We start from the raw sequence: 16,940 nt of genomic DNA, 5'->3' as shown, positions 1-16,940 counted from the left end.
GCACCCCAATTCTGACGCCGCCATGCAGGCGCCTGTGGTGCTGGTGACGGGCGGAGCGCGCCGCATTGGCCGCGAGCTGTCGCTCGGCTTTGCGGCGCGCGGCTGGGACGTCGCGGTGCATTACGGCGACTCGCGCGAGGCCGCCGACGACGTCGTCGCGCAGATCGCGGCGCTGGGCCGCAGGGCCGTGGCGCTGCACGCCGATCTGGGCAATGAGGACGAGGTCGCGCGGCTCGTGCCGGATTGCGTGGCCGCGCTGGGCCGCCCCGCGTGCGTGCTCAACAATGCCTCGCGCTTCGATGAAGACACCGCGCGCGACGTGGGCTACGCGAAGCTGTTGCAGCTCATGGCGATCAACGTGGGCGCACCGCTCGTGCTGGCGCGCACGCTGTACGAGGCGACGCCCGAGGCGGCCGCGAGCGACGAAACCTTGCGCACCTGCGTGATCAACGTGCTCGACCAGAAGCTGTACAACATGAACCCCGACTATCTGTCGTACACGCTGACGAAGGCCGCCTTGCAGAACGCCACCGTCGCGCTTGCCCAGGCGCTCGCGCCCAAGGTGCGCGTGGTGGGGCTCGCGCCCGGTCTGACGTTGCAGTCGGGCGACCAGACGCCGGAAAGCTTTGCCGCCGCGCATCAGGTTACGCCGCTCAAACGCGCGTCGCGGCCCGCCGATCTCGTGGAAGCCGCGCTGTATCTCGCGAAGGCTTCGGGCGTGACCGGCACGACGCTCGTCGTGGATGGCGGCCAGCACCTCGTGCCGCTGCCGCGCGACGTGATGTTTTTGACGGGCGGCTGAAGCCCGGCGCTTGACGCATCTCGGTTGCGCCAAGTTTCGCAACTAAATGCATAGCACGCTGCGCGCAGAACTGCGGGCCAGCGGCGCTAACGAAGACAAAGGAATGCAAGCCGCCGCGCACGAGCGGCTTTGCAGACCGGCTGAATGACCCGCCGGGCGCGCCGCGCCCCGCCTACGTGCGAGAGAACGCACGCTTTTATCGACTGGAAGATACATGTCCACCGTTTTGCTTCACCCCCGGCTCGCCGACTGCCGCCGGCTTTTCCTGCGCGACTACGAAGTGCACATCAACATCGGCGTGCATGACTTCGAAAAACGCGGCGAGCAGCGCGTCATCATCAACGTCGATCTGTTCGTGCCGCTCGCCTCGACCACGCCGCACGAGGACAAGCTGCGCGAAGTCGTGGACTACGACTTCATGCGCGCGACCGTCGCGCAGCGCGTGGGCAAGGGCCATATCCATTTGCAGGAGACGCTCTGCGACGATCTCGCCGCGGCGCTGCTCTCGCACGAACTCGTGCGCGCGGTGCGCGTCTCGACCGAGAAGCCCGACGTCTATCCGGACTGCGACGCGGTGGGCGTCGAGGTCTTTCGCATCAAAGAGGACTGATTCATGAACGCCCCCGAAACGCTCCCCGTCGGCGAGGACGCCACGCACGACGAAACCGCGAACGCCGAGCAAAGCGAGGAATCCGGCCGCCGCGCGCTCACGCGCCGCGAGCAGAAGGAAGCCTACGAGAACAACAAGTTGTTCAAGCGCATCGCGCGTCAGGTCGGCCAGGCGATCGGCGACTACGACATGATCGAGAACGGCGACAAGGTGATGGTTTGCCTGTCGGGCGGCAAGGACAGCTACGCGATGCTCGACGTGCTCCTGCGCCTGCGCGAGCGCGCGCCGATCGACTTCGAGATCGTGGCCGTGAACCTCGACCAGAAGCAGCCGGGCTTTCCCGAGCACGTGCTGCCCGAGTATCTCGACCGCGTGGGCGTGCCGTACCACATCGAGAATCAGGACACCTACAGCATCGTCAAGCGCCTCGTGCCCGAGGGCAAGACCACGTGCTCGCTGTGCTCGCGCCTGCGCCGCGGCATTCTGTACCGCGTGGCGGGCGAGCTCGGCGCGACCAAGATCGCGCTCGGCCATCATCGCGACGACATCCTGCAAACGCTGCTGCTGAACCTGTTCTACGGCGGCAAGCTCAAGGGCATGCCGCCCAAGCTGCAATCGGACGACGGCAAGAACGTGGTGATCCGGCCGCTCGCCTACGTGAAGGAAACCGATCTCGAAAAGTACGCGGAACTGCGCGAATTCCCGATCATTCCGTGCAACCTGTGCGGCAGCCAGCCGAACCTGAAGCGCGCCGAAATGAAGGCGCTGATCCGCGAGTGGGACAAGCGCTTTCCTGGCCGTGTGGAGAACATGTTCAACGCGCTCGGCAACGTGGTGCCCTCGCACCTCATGGACACGAAGCTGTTCAACTTCGCGGACCTGCGCGCGACGGGCGTGGCCGATCCGGCGGGCGACATCGCGTTCGACGAGGAGCCGTGCTCGACCGACCCGGCGCCCGCCGACGGCACGACGATCAAGTTCACGCCGTTCGACGATCTTTGAGCCGCGCCGGCAATCGATGGTGTTCAAACGCTCCGACCCCGCATCGGGGCGTTTTTTCATGGCCGGCCGGCGCGCAGAAATGAGGTTGTAAAAGAGTGTTTGGCCGGGCGCGAATGCCCGCCAGGTCAACGTCCTGGGGATACCCCCCATGCTAGAATCGGACGCTTCTTTCCTCATCCAGTCACCGATGCAATGAACATCGTGATCCTCGCGGCAGGCATGGGCAAACGCATGCACTCCGCGCTGCCCAAAGTGCTTCACCCGCTCGCCGGCAAGCCGCTTCTCTCGCACGTCATCGACACCGCTCGCACGCTTTCGCCCACCCGCCTCGTGGTGGTGGTCGGCCATGGCGGCGAAGCCGTGCGCGAAGCCGTTGGCGCGCCCGACGTCCAGTTCGCCGTGCAGGCGCAGCAGCTCGGCACGGGCCACGCGCTCGCGCAGGCGCTGCCGCTGCTCGACACGAGCGTGCCCACGCTCGTGCTTTACGGCGATGTGCCGCTCACGCGCGCCTCGACGCTCGAGCGCCTTGTCGACGCCGCCGGCCAGAACGGTTACGGCATCCTGACTGTCACGCTCGACGACCCGACCGGCTACGGCCGCATCGTGCGCGACGCGGCGGGCAAGGTCGTGCGCATCGTCGAGCAGAAGGACGCGAGCGAAGCACAGCGCAAGATCGCCGAGATCAACACGGGCATCGTCGTGACGCCCACCGCGCCGCTCGCGGGCTGGCTCGCCGCGCTGAAGAACGACAACGCGCAGGGCGAGTATTACCTCACCGACGTCGTGGAAGCCGCGATCGCCTCCGCCCACCCGGCCGTGACCGCGCAGCCCGACGAAGAATGGGAAACGCTCGGCGTGAACAGCAAGCAGCAGCTTGCCGAACTGGAGCGCGTGCATCAGCGCAACGTGGCCGAGGCGCTGCTCGTGGCGGGCGTCACGCTCGCGGACCCGGCGCGCATCGACGTGCGCGGCTCGCTCACCTGCGGGCGCGACGTGTTCATCGACGTGAACTGCGTGTTCGAAGGCGAGGTGACGCTGGCGGACAACGTGAGCGTGGGCCCGAACTGCGTGATTCGCAGCGCGTCGATCGGCGCGGGCACGCGCGTGGACGCCTACACGCACATCGAAAGCGCGGCAGTCGGCGCGAACGCGGTGCTCGGGCCGTACGCGCGCCTGCGCCCCGGCGCAACACTCGCCGACGACGTGCACGTGGGCAACTTCGTCGAAGTGAAGAACGCGAACATCGGCGTGGGTTCGAAGGCGAACCATCTGAGCTACGTGGGCGACGCCGACGTGGGCGCGGGCGTGAACATCGGCGCGGGCACCATCACCTGCAATTACGACGGCGCGAACAAGCATCGCACGGTCATCGAAGACAACGTGTTCGTGGGTTCCGATACGCAGCTCGTCGCGCCCGTGCGCGTGGGCCGCGGCGTGACCATCGCGGCGGGCACGACGGTATGGAAGGACGTGCCCGAGGGCACGCTCGTGCTCAACGAGAAATCGCAGATCGCGAAAACCGGCTACGTTCGGCCGGTGAAGAAAAAGAAGTGAACGGTTGAATTCCGGCGTCGCGCGTCAAAAGCTGCGCGGCGCCCACGCCTCTCATTGCAAAGGATCGAATCCATGTGCGGCATTGTCGGCGCGGTAGCGCTTCGTAACATCGTTCCCGTCCTGATCGAAGGACTGCGGCGCCTCGAATATCGCGGCTACGACTCGTGCGGCGTGGCCGTTGTGACGGCCGACGGCCCGCAGCGCGTGCGCAGCGTCGCACGCGTGGCCGAACTCGACGAGCAGGTGCGCGAGGCGCATTTCGAAGGTGTGACGGGCATCGCCCACACGCGCTGGGCCACGCATGGCGCGCCCACCGTGAACAATGCGCACCCGATCTTCTCGCGCGACACGCTCGCGATCGTGCATAACGGCATCATCGAGAACTACGAGTCGCTGCGCGACATGCTGCGCGCGAAGGGCTACGAGTTCGTCTCGCAGACCGACACCGAAGTCATCGCCCATCTGATCCACAGCCTCTATCAAGGCGACCTGTTCGCCGCCGTGCGCGAGGCTGTGCAGCAACTCGCGGGCGCCTATGCGATCGGCGTGGTGCACAAGAGCCAGCCGCATACGGTGGTGGGCGCGCGCGCCGGTTCGCCGCTCGTGGTGGGCTATGGCAAGGGCGAGAACTTCATCGCATCCGATGGACTCGCCATTGCGGGCAGCGCCGAGCACATCAGCTATCTGGAAGAAGGCGATGTGTGCGAGATCACGCTGGAAGGCGTGCGCATTGCCGACCGCGCGGGCAACATCGTGACCCGCGAAGTGCGTGACGTGCAGGCCTACGGCGCATACGGCGGCGCGGTCGACCTCGGCCCGTATCGCCACTACATGCAGAAGGAAATCTTCGAGCAGCCGCGCGCGATCTCCGACACGATTCCCGCTACCGACGCCTTCACGCCCGAGCTTTTCGGCGAGAACGCGGGCGAGGTGTTCAAGGGCATCGACAGCATCCTGATTCTCGCGTGCGGCACGAGCTACTACGCGGGCCTCACGGCGAAGTACTGGCTCGAAACGGTGGCGAAGATCCGCACCGATGTCGAGATCGCAAGCGAATACCGCTACCGCGAGTCGGTGCCGAATCCGCGCTCGCTCGTCGTGACCATCTCGCAGTCGGGCGAAACCGCCGATACGCTCGCCGCGCTCAAGCACGCGCAGTCGCTTGGCATGGAGCACACGCTCGCGGTGTGCAACGTGGCGACGAGCGCGATGGTGCGCCTCACCGAACTCAAGTTCCTCACACACGCGGGGCGCGAGATCGGCGTGGCGTCGACCAAGGCTTTCACCACGCAGCTCGTGGGCCTTTTCATTCTCGCTGTGACGCTCGGCAAGCTGCGCGGTCATGTGAATGCCGGGCAGGAAGCCGCGTACCTGAAGCTGCTGCGCCACCTGCCGGCCGCGCTCAACGGCGTGCTCGCGCTGGAGCCGCAGATCATCGCGTGGTCGGACGAGTTCGCACGCAAGGAAAACGCCTTGTTCCTCGGGCGCGGGCTGCATTACCCGATCGCGCTCGAAGGTGCGCTCAAGCTCAAGGAAATCTCGTACATCCACGCCGAGGCTTATCCGGCGGGCGAGCTCAAGCACGGGCCGCTCGCGCTCGTGACCGAAGCGATGCCGGTGGTGACGGTGGCGCCCAACGACGCGCTGCTCGAAAAGCTCAAGTCGAACATGCAGGAAGTGCGCGCGCGCGGCGGCCAGCTCTACGTATTCGCCGACGCCGACACGCACATCACGAGCGAAGACGGCATCCACGTGATCCGCATGCCGGAGCACTACGGGCTGCTTTCGCCGATCCTGCACGTCGTGCCGCTGCAAATGCTCGCGTATCACACGGCCTGCGCGCGCGGCACCGATGTGGACAAGCCGCGCAATCTCGCGAAGTCGGTGACGGTGGAGTGAGGTTGTTCTCGCGCGGCCGCCGGGCGCGCTGAGAACGTCTTGAGAAAGGGGATGCCCATGCGGCATCCCCTTTTTGTTTTGCCGATCGCAGCAGGAGGCGTTCAGAGGCCGCTCAGGCGGCTCGCACGGATCGCTTGCGCCCTAGGCCCTCGGCGCGCCGCCGCGTCGCCTCCACGGGTGCGTTTCATGCCCGCAGGCCTATCGCGTGCAATCCGCGCGACTTCGCCCCGAAAGGTCCAGCCGAAAGTCCGTTGGACGATCATAATGTCGCCGTTCGATCAAGGAGATGACAGTGGCGCAATCCCTGCAACCGCGGCAGTCCGGCAGACTGCCCCGCCTGTTCGTGTTTTCCGGTGCGGGCCTGTCTGCGGAGAGCGGCATTTCCACGTTCCGCACCGGCGACGGTATCTGGTCCCATGCGAACATCGACGAGGTCTGCAACTACCTCACATGGCGCCGCAACCGCCCGGCGGTGTTCCGCTTTTACAACCAGCGCATTGCCGAATGCGGCGACGCGCGCCCGAACGGCGCCCATCGCTTGCTCGCGCAATGGCAGGACGCCTGGGGCACGGAACGTGTGCATCTCGTCACGCAAAACATCGACGACATGCTCGAGCAGGCCGGCGCGCGCCAGGTCACGCACCTGCACGGCGACATGATTTCGCTCCTGTGCACCGACTGCGAGTATCGCTTTCCGGCCTCCGGCAAGGGGCTCGACCCGCAGGCCGCTTGCCCGTCTTGCGGGCAGGTGGAGGGGGTGAAGCCGGGCGTGGTGTTCTTCAATGAAGCCGCCCCCGAGTACGAGACGCTTTGGAACATCCAGCGCGACATGACGCCGGACGATCTCTTTCTCGCAGTGGGCACGGCGTTCGAGGTGATTCCGCCCGAGCGCCTGCTGCCGCCTGAACGCTGCGGGCGCTACGAGCGCAACTTTCTCGTCGACCCGGCGCCGCGGCGCACGGACTGCTTTGGCGTCGTGGAGGCCGAGCCCGCGACGACCGGCTTGCTGCATCTCGAACCGGCCATCGAACGGATGATGACGGGCGGCTAGCCGCGCGGCAGCGTTTCCGCGCACTCATGCAAAGGGCGTGCATCCTCAGGATGCACGCCCTTTTTCGTTGCGCGGATTGTGGCGGATTCGTGTGTGGGATTCGTGCAGGGCACGCGTGCGACACTCGCGTTTTCGTTTACCTGCGTTGTCGCCATGAACATTTCGAAGCAGATCGTCGGCTATCTGAAGACGCGCGCACTCGTGCTCGTGAGCGTCGAGACCTGCACGGCCGGCGCGATCGGCGCGATGCTCGCCGATCAGCGCGGCGCGGCGGGATGTCTCGATCTAGGCTATGTCGCGCATGCGGCAACGGCAATCGCGGCGCTGCCGGGCGTGCGCGCGCCGACGATCGAACGTGACGGGCTGGTCAGCGAGGCCGTCGCGCGCGAAGCCGCCGAAGGCGCGCTGATCAAGGGCGGTGGGCGACGGGGCAGCGCAAGCGTTGCGCTGGCGAGCATCGGCTTGCTCGCGCACGCAGAGGACGAAGAGGACGACGCAGTTTCCACCGTGACGCATTGCTTCGCGTGGGCATGTATCGACAACGGGCGGGTGCTTTGTGTCAGCGAGACGGTCGGCTTTTCAGGCAGGCGTCACGAGATTCGCCGATCGATCGCGCGGCGCGCGCTGCTCGGCTTGCCGCGTTTCGTCGATCGTGTTCTTGCGCGTTGAGGTTGACGTTGAAAAGGAGGCGATGACGACCTTGCGCGAATGCGCAGCACGCGAGCGCAGCGAGCGTCGCGCGGTTTCTCCATATTCATATCAGTATTTATATTTATATGTAGTAATAGTTAACAAGTACTGGCGTTGACTGTGGACAACAGAGAAATTGCCTGTTGGCTCATATCGATGCGAAACGGATAGCCATGCGGAAAAACCCTGAACGCATCGCGCGCTTCCGGGATAACTTTTCAAGCGGTTTCACTGCGCGCCGGGTTATCAAGAAGTGGTCCACAGGTCGTTCGCCAGGTCATCCCCAGGTTGTCCAGAGGTGGGCGTGGATAACCTGGCGTGGCCGTCATGCAATCACACGTTATCCACATGCAAAAAAATAGCGCCGCCCAGAGGCGACGCCATTCGTCGAGAAAGACGTGAAGTGACGGGTCAGCGCCAGAAAATCGCTAGCGCGATGCCGCCGAACAACACCCGTTTGACGACGTAATAAACGCTGCGATTCCATGCCGTCAGGCGCTTGCCCGCGAGGCGCACCGAATACACATAGCGGAACGCGCCATTGAGGCCCCCCGTGCGGTCGCCGGTTTCGTTCGAAGAGGATGAGGCGATCCTGACGCGTCTTGTTCTGCGCGTGATGCAGACAGGTTTCATCGAACACGACGTCCTCGCCGTCACGCCAGGAGTCGGGAATGTCGTCGACGATGATCGCGCAACGGTCGTCGTTCGGCGTGCTGAGGCCGAGGTGATAGCGCAGCGACCCGGCAAACGGATCGCGGTGCGGATTGAGCGAGCCGTCGGCGGGCAGCATCGCGAACATCGCGGCCTTCACGGCGGGAATGCGCTGGAGGATTTCGATCGTGCGCGGGCAGAGCGCGGCGGCCGAAGGATGCGGCCGGTCATACCACTTCAGGTAAAAGCGCTATCTGCGGGGTTTTACGCGGTCTCGGCAGGCTGTGTGGCCGCGCGCTGGCGAGCGAGCACGCGGGCCTGCCAGGCCGGCACCAGTTGACAGGCAAGCAAGCCGGTCAGCATGAGCGCGCAGCCTGCGAGGGCGCGCGGCGTGAGCGTTTCGCCGAGCGCGGCCCAGCCGGCGAGCGCGGCGAACACGCCTTCCATGCTGAAGATCACGGCGGCGTGGGCGGGCGCGGCGTCGCGTTGCGCGACGACCTGGAGCGTGTAGCCGACGCCCACCGAGAGCGCGCCGCCGTAGAGGATGGTGGGCGCGGCGCGCACGATGGCGGCGGCGCTCAGCGGCTCGCAGACGAGCCCGATCGCGAGACACACCACGCCGCAGGCGACGAACTGCACGATGGAAAGCGCGAGCGGATCGTGGCGCGGCGCGTAGTGGCCCACGAGCATCACCTGGATCGAGATCACGAGCGCACAGCCGAGCTGGTACCAGTCGCCGTACATCACCGAGAAGTGTTCGTTGATGCTGAGGAAGTAGAGTCCGACCGCCGCGAGCGCCGCGCCGAGCCAGGTGCCGACGCCCGTGCGGTGGCGCAACAGTATGCCGAGCATCGGCACGATCACGACGTAGAGCGAGCTGATGAAGCCGGCGTTGGCGATTTTGGTGTAGCCGAGACCGATCTGCTGAAGCGAGATGGCGACGGCCAGCACGATGCCGAGCACCGCGCCGGAACGCAGCAGCGCGCCGTTGAAGAGCGCCGGGGCCGCCACGCTGTCCGAAGCCGGACGAACAGCCACGCGGCGGCGCACGAGTACGAACGCCGTGACCACGCCCGCGCCCAGCAGAAAGCGCAGGCCGGTGAACAGGAACGGGCCAATGGCATCGAGGCTCAGGCGCTGGGCGACGAACGCCGAGCCCCAGATCAGGGCGGCTGCGAGCATCAGCAGATTGGCGCGCAGGTGGAGACGGGCGGCGGATTGCAAGGGGAGAATCTCTTTTTGCGTGGAACAGACGCGACAGCGTTTTCGAAATGGGGCCGTGAGTCGGGCCGCATCGTTTATCGCGATTCCATCTGAATCTGGCACGAATTTGACGGCGACGAGGCGCGGCTCCGGTCGATTCAACGCATTACGTGAAAAGACCGCGACCTTCCGGAAAACGAACGCGTAAATGCCGATCGTATCCGAATTGAAAGGGAATTGTCTCCCGGAAAATACACCCGGCTATTTGCGGATGACAAACGCCCTACGCTGCGTAATACTGCTTCGCGCGAAACGCCCGCCCAGATCGGCAAGCGGATCGTTTCGCAGTTTTTTGCTGTTCTAATTCACAACGTGCCGGTCATTATTTGTCAGGTTTGGGGAACAACAGATGAAAAAGATTCTCGCCTCGCTCATCGCAGCATCCGTCGCACTGATTTCGGCTCAGGCATTTGCACAAGACGCTTCGGCTCCCGCTGCAACCGCACCGGCAGCCAGCGCGCCGGCAAAGGCCAAGAAGCAACACAAGCAACTCAAGCACCACGGCAAGCGCGCTGCTGTGTCGGAAGGCGCATCGGCTGCCGGTACCTCCGACAAGGGCCAGGCGAACTAAATCGCCTGCTCGGCCGGGACGCGCGTGATGGCGACATCGCGTGCATCCCCAGCCATGAAAAAGCCAGAGCATTTGCTCTGGCTTTTTTTTCACCTGTGGCGCGGGGCGACTGCGGCGCTCAGGACGCTTCGCGCGCGAGCCCGGCTTCCAGCAGCTCGGTGAGGAGGCCGTTGAGGCCTTCCGGATGGGTTTCGGCGCGCGCTTTCAGCTTCGCGACGAGTTCGGCGTTCAGCTTGCACGCGAACGGCACGAGGCCTTGCGCCTGGTCCAGCTTGCGCTGCTCGCGGCGGTCCAGCGTCGGCTGCGCCGAGGCTTTGCCGAAGCGCTCGGGGCCAGCCTTGCTGGTCGCCTGCATCAGTTTCAGCGCCTTGTTCTTTTCAAGGTCGGTTTTCTTCATGGCCATCTGTCGTGCTCCGGTGTTGGGCGGTGGCGCGCATTGTACGCAAACGCCCGCGCGCGTCCATCGCCGCTATGTGCCTGAATGCTGCTGGATGCATCGCCACGCGTCATTCCGCTGCGGCGCCGGGTGGCGGCGCGTGACCGTTGTGTCTGTCGCGGTCGTCGTGCCTTTCGCGGGTATCGTCCGGCCGGCGCGTCAGCGCGTCCATCAGCGTGCGCATGCGCTGCCAGTGCGAGCCCTCCCAGAACACGCGCTCGCACACGTCGCAGGTGACAAAGCGCGCTTGCCGCTCGAACACACCCTCTGGCACGCGCTCGCGCACGTCGGCCCGCTCGATGGGCCGCAGCGGCGCGTTGCAGGTGAGGCATAGCCGGAACGGCCGGGCGCTCGCCGCGAGATCCAGCCGCTCGAAAATCTCGTGTACCTGCGCGCGCGGCTTGAGCGCGCGCACGTAGCAACCGTGCGTGATGGTGCGCCGCTTGAGCAGTTCGCGATCGCGCGTGAGCACGATGCGATGCTCGGCGGCGGCCAGCGCCTCGATTTCGTCGTCGGGGAAGTGGTTGTCGTAGAGCGTGTCGAAGCCCGCGAGGCGCAGCAGTTGGGCGAGACCGCCCAGATGCGCGTCGGCGACGAAGCGCAATTCGCGCAGCGGCGCGTCGCGCACGCGCAGCAAGGGCCGGATGTCGAGCGCCTCGAACTTCGGATAGACCGCCACGCGGTCGCCGTCCGCGAGAGGATGCTCGAAGCCGACCGACTCGCCGTTCACGAGGATCAGCTCCACTTCGGTGTGCGGCACGCCCAGCGCCTCGATCATGTGCTTGGCCGTGGCGTTGCGCGCGCAGGCGCAACTGAACGCGCGCCTGCGCAGCGGCCGCGCAAGAAAGTCGTTCAGCTCCTCATAGAAGCGGAAGGTGGCGGTGACCATGCGAAGCAGTATCGCACCGCGTGCGTCGGCTTGCGCGCGATTGCCCCGGACGCGTCTGCCGACTCCGCGCCGGCAGCCAGGGCCGCCTTGTGCTGTACTTGGCGCTTTCCCCGGGTTTCCCCCGATCGATTCTGAGTGGAAGGAGCATGCGATGGACATCGGTTTTATTGGTCTTGGCGAAATGGGCGGCGCGATGGTCGGCAATCTGCTGAAGGCGGGCCACACGGTGCGCGTGTGGAACCGCACGGCGGGCAAGGCTCAGGCGCTCGCCGCGGCGGGCGCTCGCATCGTCGGCGCGCCGGGCGAGGCGTTCGGCGGCGACGCCGCCATCTCGATGCTCGCCGACGACGCGGCGCTGCGCGAAGTGTTCGACGCGACGCTGCTCGACCACGCGCCGCAAGGGCTCGTGCACGTGAACATGGCGACGATTTCGGTGGCGCTCGCCGAATCGCTCGCCCAGGCGCACGCCGGGCGCGGGCTGCATTACGTGGCTGCGCCGGTGCTCGGGCGGCCCGATGCCGCGCAGGCGGCGAAGCTCACCATCATGGCCGCGGGCCCGGCCGAGGCGATCGACCGCGTGCAGCCGCTTTTCGATGTGATCGGGCAGAAGACGTGGCGCGTCGGCGCCGTGCCGCAGCAGGCGAACGTAATGAAGCTCGCGGCGAACTTCATGCTGGCGTCGGCCGTGGAATCGCTCGGCGAGGCGGCGGCGCTACTCGACGGCTACGGCGTTGCGATGCGCGACTTTCTCGACGTCGTGACGAGCGGACCGTTTCCCGGCCCGGTGTACACGGGCTACGGCGGCATGATCGCACAGCGGCGCTACGAGCCCGCGCTTTTCAAGGCGCGCCTTGGCCTCAAGGACGTGCGGCTCGCGCTCGCCGCTGCCGACGCCGTGGCGACGCCCATGCCGGTGGCCAGCGTGCTGCGCGACAGCCTGCTCGAAGCGCTCGCGCACGGCGACGGCGAACGCGACTTCGCCGTGCTCGGCAAGGTGGCGGCGCGCCGCGCGGGGCGCGGGGAGCAGGGCGGCTGATTCGCCGGATGAAGTGGGGCGCGGCGAACGTTCTCGCCGCTTTGCCGATCAAAATCTTCAGTGGAGCGCGCGGTGACGCACAAATACCCGCGCGCGGGCCAGGGACAATGTGGCGCATCGCAACGGACGGCGGCCGGATTGATTCGCGGCGCCGCATCACGGATGCAGGGACGGGGAACCGGTGACGATGGCAGGGCTCGAGACTGACCCAACGACCGACCAACGGCGCGGAAGGGGCTGCCGGGTCCATTTCAGGGCAGGAGACGGCGAATGGACACACACATCCTGATCGCCGATAACGACGAAAAATCGCTGGACGGGCTCAGCACCTTGCTGACCGACCTGGGCTACGGCGTGTCCGTGGCCCGCACGCTTGACGAAGCGCTCACGGTCGCGGCCCGCGATGCGCCCGCCGTGGCGATCGTGGCGCTTTCCCTCGCCCAGGACGAACCCGTAGTTCTCGTGCGACGACTGCGTGCGGTGAGCGGCGAGCGCGCGCCGCTCCTGATCGGGCTGGGCGGCTGGGGCGAGTCGCGCCACCGCGAGGAGGCGCTTGCAGCGGGCTTCGACGTGCATCTCGTGCGGCCGGTGGGGCTCGATCAACTGATGTTCATTCTCTCGATGACAGGCCCGTGACAAACATGTTGTTGTGACGCAACATTCAGGGTGCGCACTACTTTACATGTTGCATTGCATCACGCTAGTCGCTATACTGGTTCTTGTCTCCTCCATGTCTCCTCTGATATGGATTCAGCCCGCCAACCATTGGCGGGCTTTTTTTTGCCCGTGCGTTTTGCAGGGCGGCAAGGCGTAAAAAAACCGGCTCCTTGAGCCGGTTTTTTGTTTGCGCCGCGCTTCGCGGAGCGCTTCAGCCGTTCAGGCCGGTGTTCTCGGCCGCGCCGATCGCGAGGTTCATGCACTGGATCGCCGCGCCCGAGGCGCCCTTGCCCAGGTTGTCGAGGCGCGCGACGGTCACGAACTGCTCGTCGTTGCCGAACACGAACAGGTCGACGCGGTTTGTATCGTTGTTCGCCTGCACATCGAACATGCCGGCATCGAGGTTCTCATCGGCGTTGAAGGGCGCCACGCGCACGAACTGCTCGCCCGCGTAGTACTCGGCGAACAGCGCCTGCACGTCTTGCGGCTTCGCATGGCGCGTGAGCTGCTTCGGCGAGAAGTAGGTCGTGACGGCGAGACCCTTGTAGAACGGGCCGACGATCGGCGTGAAGACCGGCGCCGACTTCAGGCCGCCATGCACCGCCATTTCCGGCAGATGCTTGTGCGTGAGGCCGAGTGCGTACGGGCGCGGGCTCGCGAGCTTCGCGTTGCCGCCGGCTTCGTACTCCGCAATCATCTTCTTGCCGCCGCCGCTGTAGCCCGTGAGCGAGTAGCTGTGCGCGGCGAAGTCCGGCGCGACGAGGCCCGCCTCGACGAGCGGGCGCATCGCCAGGATGAATGCCGACGCGTGGCAGCCCGGCACCGCGATGCGCTTCGACTGGCGCACCTTCTCGCGCTGCGCCTTCGTGAGCTCGGGCAGGCCGTAGGCCCAGTCGGCCTGGGTGCGGAACGCCGTGCTCGCGTCGATCAGCACCGTGCGATCGTTCTCGACGAGCGAGGCCGACTCGCGCGAGGCGACGTCGGGCAGGCACAGGAACGTCACGTCCGAAGCGTTGATGAGACGGCGGCGTTCCTCGACGTCCTTGCGCTTCGCATCGTCGATACGCAGGATCTCGACGTCGGTGCGCGGCGACAGGTATTCAAAAATCTTCAGGCCGGTCGTGCCTTCCTGTCCGTCGACAAAAACTTTCGTGCTCATCTCGATCTCTCTGAACGCGGGAATTCGGGGTCGCAAACACTGCGGGTTGCAAGGGCCGGTTCGGCAATGCGCCGCCGGAACGGTATTTTAAGACGTCAGGCGGGCACACGTGTGACCGTGCCGGGAAAAAAATCGGGGCTTACCCGAGGGCTTGTCTGTGAAGCCGTGGTGCGCCGCCGCGCGCGGCCCGCAGGCCGGCTTCGCACGGCGGCGTGCGATTGCTTCGGGGAGCGAACGGAGTGGCGGCTCGCGCTCAGGCGTTCGCCGCGCGGCCGGCCAGCCAGCGGTCCGTCACGGTGGCGACACGCACGCCGAAGGCGCGGGCGGTTTCGAGGTCGCCGGCGGGCGGCGCTTCCTCGGGCGTGGCGTCGGCCGGCGACTGCGCGAGCAGCCCCGTGAAGCCGCCCACGAAGTTCACGTCGTTGCGCGTGGCGGCCTTCGTGTTCGCGGGCAGCATGCCGGTGCCGGTCCAGACCATGCCGTGCTGCATCGCCAGCGTGACGAAATACTGGATCGTCGAGAACTTGTCGCCGTTCATCGTCGCCGAGTTGGTGAAGCCCGCCGCGATCTTGTCTTTCCACTTCTGCGTGAACCAGGCCTTCGAGCTTGCATCGGCGAACTTCTTGAAGTCGGCGGACGGACCGCCCATGTAGGTCGGCGCGCCGAACACGATCGCGTCGGCGGCGTCGAGGTCGGCCCAGCCCGCATCGTCGATTTCATTGACCGCTATCAACTTCCCATCGGCGCCCGCGCCCAGCAGGCCCGCGAGCACGCTTTCCGCAAGTTTCTTCGTATGGCCGTAGCCGCTGTGATACGCAATGACGATTCTGGACATGGACGACTCCATTCAAGGGAGGGGACAATGCGCCGCGCCGCTGCCAGCGCCTCGGCCCGGCGCGCGACGCATCATCTTAATCACATCCATGCCGCCTCACGCGCCGTGTGACGCGCGCCGTGCGGAACGACTCTTTTTCTTCGCGCGAAGCAATCTCACGCCGCCCGCGCGGGCCTGGTCAGCGGCCGTAGGTCACGGTGATTTGCGCGCTGCCGAGCGACAAGCCGCTGATCTCGCGATCGAATAGCGCGGCGGGGCGCCCCTGCGCGAGTGGCAGCGTTTCGACGCGAAGCGCATAAACGGTGACGACATAACGATGCGGATTGCCCGGCGGCGGACAGGGGCCGCCATAGCCGTCGACGTTGAAGTCGTTGCGCGCCTCGATCGCGCCGAACTTGCGCAATTCGCCCGATGCGCTCGCGTTTTCCGGCAGGCTCGTGACGTTTGCCGGAATGTTGGCGACGGCCCAGTGCCACCACCCGCGTCCCGGTGCGTCGCGATCGAAAATCGTGATGGCGAAACTTCGTGTGCCCGCCGGAGCATTGCGCCACATCAAGCCAGGTGAATGATTCGGCCCATTGCAACCGGCATCGTTGAAGATCTGGCTCGGACCGACCGTTCCGCCTTCAACGAAGCTGGGGCTGGATAGCCTGAAATTTTCGCCTGCATGGGATAAGGCCGCCGGCATCATGACGCACGTCATGACAACGCCGGCCAGCGCAAACGCATGACGAAAGCAACTCGGCCCGAAGGCATAGGGAGTACGCATTAGCGAGTTCTCCTGTATGTTTGTCAAATCCGGTCCACAGAGTCCTGAAGGAAATGTTTGATTTGTGCTCCGGACCGAATTTGCTTCAATATAGCGGTATTAATAAGTTACGTTTCGCCTGCATGCGTACAGATTATTCGTGAGGATTCCGCTATAGTCTTACATTACCCTGCTCGGGGCAGGTGGGGTTGTAGGGCGCCAGAAAGAAGAAGCGAAACAGGGGCTGGCCGCGCGCCGGAAGAGAAACAGGTTTGCCTACACGGAGGGGTAATGCAGCAGCCAATCAGGGTCGTAGTCGCCGACGATCATCCGGTGATCTTGTTTGGTGCCGAACACGCACTGCTCAATTTCCCCGGTATTCAGGTTGTTGGTCGTGCGCGCCAGTCCACCGAGCTGGTCAAGGCGTTGCAGTCCGGTCCCTGCGATGTGCTCGTGACCGACCTTGCCATGCCGGGAGGCCAGTACGGCGACGGTTTGCCGCTCATTGGTTATCTACGGCGCAATTTTCCGAACATTCCCATCGTCGTCCTGACGATGCTCGAAAACGCCGCGCTGCTCAAACGCCTGAGCGAGCTCGGCGTGATCGCGGTCGTGCACAAGTCCGACGACCTTAGCCATATCGGGCTCGCCGTGCAGCACGTGAGCCGGAATATCGAATACTTGAGTCCGCAGGTGAAGACGGCGCTCGATCAGTTGCGCATCAATAGCGGCGGTAAAACGGATGAAGTCATTCTCTCAAAACGCGAACTTGAAGTCGTAAGACTCTTTGTTTCAGGAATGACGATTAAAGAAATATCCGAAAAACTTAGCCGTAGTATCAAGACAATTAGTACACAAAAGAATACGGCAATGAGAAAGCTGGGACTCGATCGCGATTCCGAGCTGTTTCAATATGCGCAGAGTAATGGTCTGCTCAATCTCTCCTCGCATGCACCCGACGAGGGCGGCGAAGCGGAAACCACGCATTGATCTGGCCGCACTGACGTCGTGCGCAGGCCGAAAAAAAGGCCATCTGCTTTTGAGGCAGATGGCCTTTTTGCTGCGCGCGTGAAAGCGCGCGCGCAGA

At 65.2% G+C, this 16,940-nt stretch carries 17 protein-coding genes and 1 pseudogene; 11 read left to right on the top strand and 7 right to left on the bottom strand.

Annotated features, from left to right (window positions below; genetic code table 11):
* Nucleotides 1-22 precede the first annotated feature (22 nt).
* The 7 genes from C7402_RS00170 to C7402_RS00140 all read left to right on the top strand — a co-directional run bounded on the left by C7402_RS00170 (nucleotide 23) and on the right by C7402_RS00140 (nucleotide 7,587).
* Nucleotides 23-802: an SDR family oxidoreductase gene (locus C7402_RS00170; protein ID WP_116609291.1), complete on the top strand. Its 780-nt coding sequence runs from the start codon at nucleotides 23-25 to the stop codon at nucleotides 800-802.
* A 214-nt stretch (nucleotides 803-1,016) separates the two neighbouring features.
* A complete protein-coding gene (locus C7402_RS00165) occupies nucleotides 1,017-1,412 on the top strand; it encodes a dihydroneopterin aldolase (RefSeq protein WP_112169835.1) in 396 nt (131 codons plus the stop codon).
* Nucleotides 1,413-1,415: 3 nt separating this feature from the next.
* Nucleotides 1,416-2,414, top strand: a complete 999-nt coding sequence (gene ttcA / locus C7402_RS00160; RefSeq protein ID WP_116609290.1) for a tRNA 2-thiocytidine(32) synthetase TtcA — start codon at nucleotides 1,416-1,418, stop codon at nucleotides 2,412-2,414.
* 192 nt (nucleotides 2,415-2,606) lie between these two features.
* Complete coding sequence (gene glmU, locus C7402_RS00155) at nucleotides 2,607-3,968, top strand: bifunctional UDP-N-acetylglucosamine diphosphorylase/glucosamine-1-phosphate N-acetyltransferase GlmU (protein WP_116609289.1); 1,362 nt, start codon at nucleotides 2,607-2,609, stop codon at nucleotides 3,966-3,968.
* 72 nt (nucleotides 3,969-4,040) lie between these two features.
* Nucleotides 4,041-5,867, top strand: coding sequence for a glutamine--fructose-6-phosphate transaminase (isomerizing) (glmS, locus tag C7402_RS00150; RefSeq protein WP_116609288.1), 1,827 nt, complete (start codon nucleotides 4,041-4,043; stop codon nucleotides 5,865-5,867).
* Nucleotides 5,868-6,159: 292 nt separating this feature from the next.
* A complete protein-coding gene (locus tag C7402_RS00145) occupies nucleotides 6,160-6,918 on the top strand; it encodes an SIR2 family NAD-dependent protein deacylase (RefSeq protein WP_224040723.1) in 759 nt (252 codons plus the stop codon).
* 153 nt (nucleotides 6,919-7,071) lie between these two features.
* Nucleotides 7,072-7,587, top strand: a complete 516-nt coding sequence (locus C7402_RS00140) for a CinA family protein (protein ID WP_133254400.1) — start codon at nucleotides 7,072-7,074, stop codon at nucleotides 7,585-7,587.
* Nucleotides 7,588-8,019: 432 nt separating this feature from the next.
* On the opposite strand, the pseudogene C7402_RS00135 reads toward C7402_RS00140, so the two are convergent.
* Nucleotides 8,020-8,509, bottom strand: a pseudogene (locus C7402_RS00135) (aspartyl/asparaginyl beta-hydroxylase domain-containing protein); the annotation flags it as partial.
* A gap of 14 nt (nucleotides 8,510-8,523) precedes the next feature.
* Entirely contained in the window at nucleotides 8,524-9,441 is a 918-nt protein-coding gene (locus C7402_RS00130; RefSeq protein WP_116609646.1) for a DMT family transporter, read from the bottom strand.
* A 430-nt stretch (nucleotides 9,442-9,871) separates the two neighbouring features.
* Here C7402_RS00130 and C7402_RS00125 point away from each other — a divergent pair, with 430 nt between their 5' ends.
* On the top strand, nucleotides 9,872-10,093 hold the full coding sequence (locus C7402_RS00125) for a hypothetical protein (protein WP_112169828.1): 222 nt from the start codon (nucleotides 9,872-9,874) through the stop codon (nucleotides 10,091-10,093).
* A 118-nt stretch (nucleotides 10,094-10,211) separates the two neighbouring features.
* On the opposite strand, the gene C7402_RS00120 is transcribed toward C7402_RS00125, so the two are convergent.
* Both C7402_RS00120 and C7402_RS00115 read right to left on the bottom strand, forming a co-directional pair.
* Entirely contained in the window at nucleotides 10,212-10,496 is a 285-nt protein-coding gene (locus C7402_RS00120; RefSeq protein WP_112169827.1) for a hypothetical protein, read from the bottom strand.
* Between the two features lie 103 nt (nucleotides 10,497-10,599).
* Complete coding sequence (locus C7402_RS00115) at nucleotides 10,600-11,418, bottom strand: Mut7-C RNAse domain-containing protein (protein WP_116609285.1); 819 nt, start codon at nucleotides 11,416-11,418, stop codon at nucleotides 10,600-10,602.
* Nucleotides 11,419-11,569: 151 nt separating this feature from the next.
* Here C7402_RS00115 and C7402_RS00110 point away from each other — a divergent pair, with 151 nt between their 5' ends.
* Both C7402_RS00110 and C7402_RS00105 read left to right on the top strand, forming a co-directional pair.
* Nucleotides 11,570-12,454: an NAD(P)-dependent oxidoreductase gene (locus C7402_RS00110; RefSeq protein WP_116609284.1), complete on the top strand. Its 885-nt coding sequence runs from the start codon at nucleotides 11,570-11,572 to the stop codon at nucleotides 12,452-12,454.
* A 270-nt stretch (nucleotides 12,455-12,724) separates the two neighbouring features.
* Complete coding sequence (locus tag C7402_RS00105) at nucleotides 12,725-13,090, top strand: response regulator (RefSeq protein ID WP_112169824.1); 366 nt, start codon at nucleotides 12,725-12,727, stop codon at nucleotides 13,088-13,090.
* Nucleotides 13,091-13,322: 232 nt separating this feature from the next.
* Here the strand turns inward: C7402_RS00105 and argC are convergent, their stop codons facing one another.
* The 3 genes from argC to C7402_RS00090 all read right to left on the bottom strand — a co-directional run bounded on the left by argC (nucleotide 13,323) and on the right by C7402_RS00090 (nucleotide 15,808).
* Nucleotides 13,323-14,270 (bottom strand): N-acetyl-gamma-glutamyl-phosphate reductase, encoded by a 948-nt coding sequence (gene argC / locus C7402_RS00100; RefSeq protein WP_116609283.1) that lies wholly within the window; start codon nucleotides 14,268-14,270, stop codon nucleotides 13,323-13,325.
* Nucleotides 14,271-14,523: 253 nt separating this feature from the next.
* Nucleotides 14,524-15,105 (bottom strand): flavodoxin family protein, encoded by a 582-nt coding sequence (locus tag C7402_RS00095; RefSeq protein ID WP_112169822.1) that lies wholly within the window; start codon nucleotides 15,103-15,105, stop codon nucleotides 14,524-14,526.
* 178 nt (nucleotides 15,106-15,283) lie between these two features.
* On the bottom strand, nucleotides 15,284-15,808 hold the full coding sequence (locus C7402_RS00090) for a YbhB/YbcL family Raf kinase inhibitor-like protein (protein WP_208948882.1): 525 nt from the start codon (nucleotides 15,806-15,808) through the stop codon (nucleotides 15,284-15,286).
* Nucleotides 15,809-16,144: 336 nt separating this feature from the next.
* Between C7402_RS00090 and C7402_RS00085 the strand changes: the two genes are divergently transcribed.
* The gene (locus tag C7402_RS00085; protein WP_112169820.1) at nucleotides 16,145-16,843 is read left to right on the top strand and encodes a response regulator; all 699 of its coding nucleotides are present in this window, start codon (nucleotides 16,145-16,147) and stop codon (nucleotides 16,841-16,843) included.
* Nucleotides 16,844-16,940: the final 97 nt, after the last annotated feature.

Origin of the sequence: Paraburkholderia unamae, assembly GCF_003096875.1 — a bacterium.
GTDB lineage: Bacteria > Pseudomonadota > Gammaproteobacteria > Burkholderiales > Burkholderiaceae > Paraburkholderia > Paraburkholderia unamae.
Note: the sequence above shows the minus strand (reverse complement) of the source record. Positions and strands in the feature narration are given on the sequence as shown.

What these genes read in the sequence shown, in the direction of transcription:
- C7402_RS00110 (WP_116609284.1), top strand. Translation starts at nt 11,570, where the DNA reads ATGGACATCGGTTTTATTGGTCTTGGCGAAATGGGCGGCGCGATGGTC.
- glmU (WP_116609289.1), top strand. Translation starts at nt 2,607, where the DNA reads ATGAACATCGTGATCCTCGCGGCAGGCATGGGCAAACGCATGCACTCC.
- C7402_RS00105 (WP_112169824.1), top strand. Translation starts at nt 12,725, where the DNA reads ATGGACACACACATCCTGATCGCCGATAACGACGAAAAATCGCTGGAC.
- C7402_RS00170 (WP_116609291.1), top strand. Translation starts at nt 23, where the DNA reads ATGCAGGCGCCTGTGGTGCTGGTGACGGGCGGAGCGCGCCGCATTGGC.
- argC (WP_116609283.1), bottom strand. Translation starts at nt 14,270, where the DNA reads ATGAGCACGAAAGTTTTTGTCGACGGACAGGAAGGCACGACCGGCCTG.
- C7402_RS00130 (WP_116609646.1), bottom strand. Translation starts at nt 9,441, where the DNA reads ATGCTCGCAGCCGCCCTGATCTGGGGCTCGGCGTTCGTCGCCCAGCGC.
- C7402_RS00165 (WP_112169835.1), top strand. Translation starts at nt 1,017, where the DNA reads ATGTCCACCGTTTTGCTTCACCCCCGGCTCGCCGACTGCCGCCGGCTT.
- glmS (WP_116609288.1), top strand. Translation starts at nt 4,041, where the DNA reads ATGTGCGGCATTGTCGGCGCGGTAGCGCTTCGTAACATCGTTCCCGTC.
- C7402_RS00085 (WP_112169820.1), top strand. Translation starts at nt 16,145, where the DNA reads ATGCAGCAGCCAATCAGGGTCGTAGTCGCCGACGATCATCCGGTGATC.
- C7402_RS00115 (WP_116609285.1), bottom strand. Translation starts at nt 11,418, where the DNA reads ATGGTCACCGCCACCTTCCGCTTCTATGAGGAGCTGAACGACTTTCTT.
- ttcA (WP_116609290.1), top strand. Translation starts at nt 1,416, where the DNA reads ATGAACGCCCCCGAAACGCTCCCCGTCGGCGAGGACGCCACGCACGAC.
- C7402_RS00125 (WP_112169828.1), top strand. Translation starts at nt 9,872, where the DNA reads ATGAAAAAGATTCTCGCCTCGCTCATCGCAGCATCCGTCGCACTGATT.
- C7402_RS00140 (WP_133254400.1), top strand. Translation starts at nt 7,072, where the DNA reads ATGAACATTTCGAAGCAGATCGTCGGCTATCTGAAGACGCGCGCACTC.
- C7402_RS00120 (WP_112169827.1), bottom strand. Translation starts at nt 10,496, where the DNA reads ATGGCCATGAAGAAAACCGACCTTGAAAAGAACAAGGCGCTGAAACTG.
- C7402_RS00090 (WP_208948882.1), bottom strand. Translation starts at nt 15,808, where the DNA reads ATGACGTGCGTCATGATGCCGGCGGCCTTATCCCATGCAGGCGAAAAT.
- C7402_RS00095 (WP_112169822.1), bottom strand. Translation starts at nt 15,105, where the DNA reads ATGTCCAGAATCGTCATTGCGTATCACAGCGGCTACGGCCATACGAAG.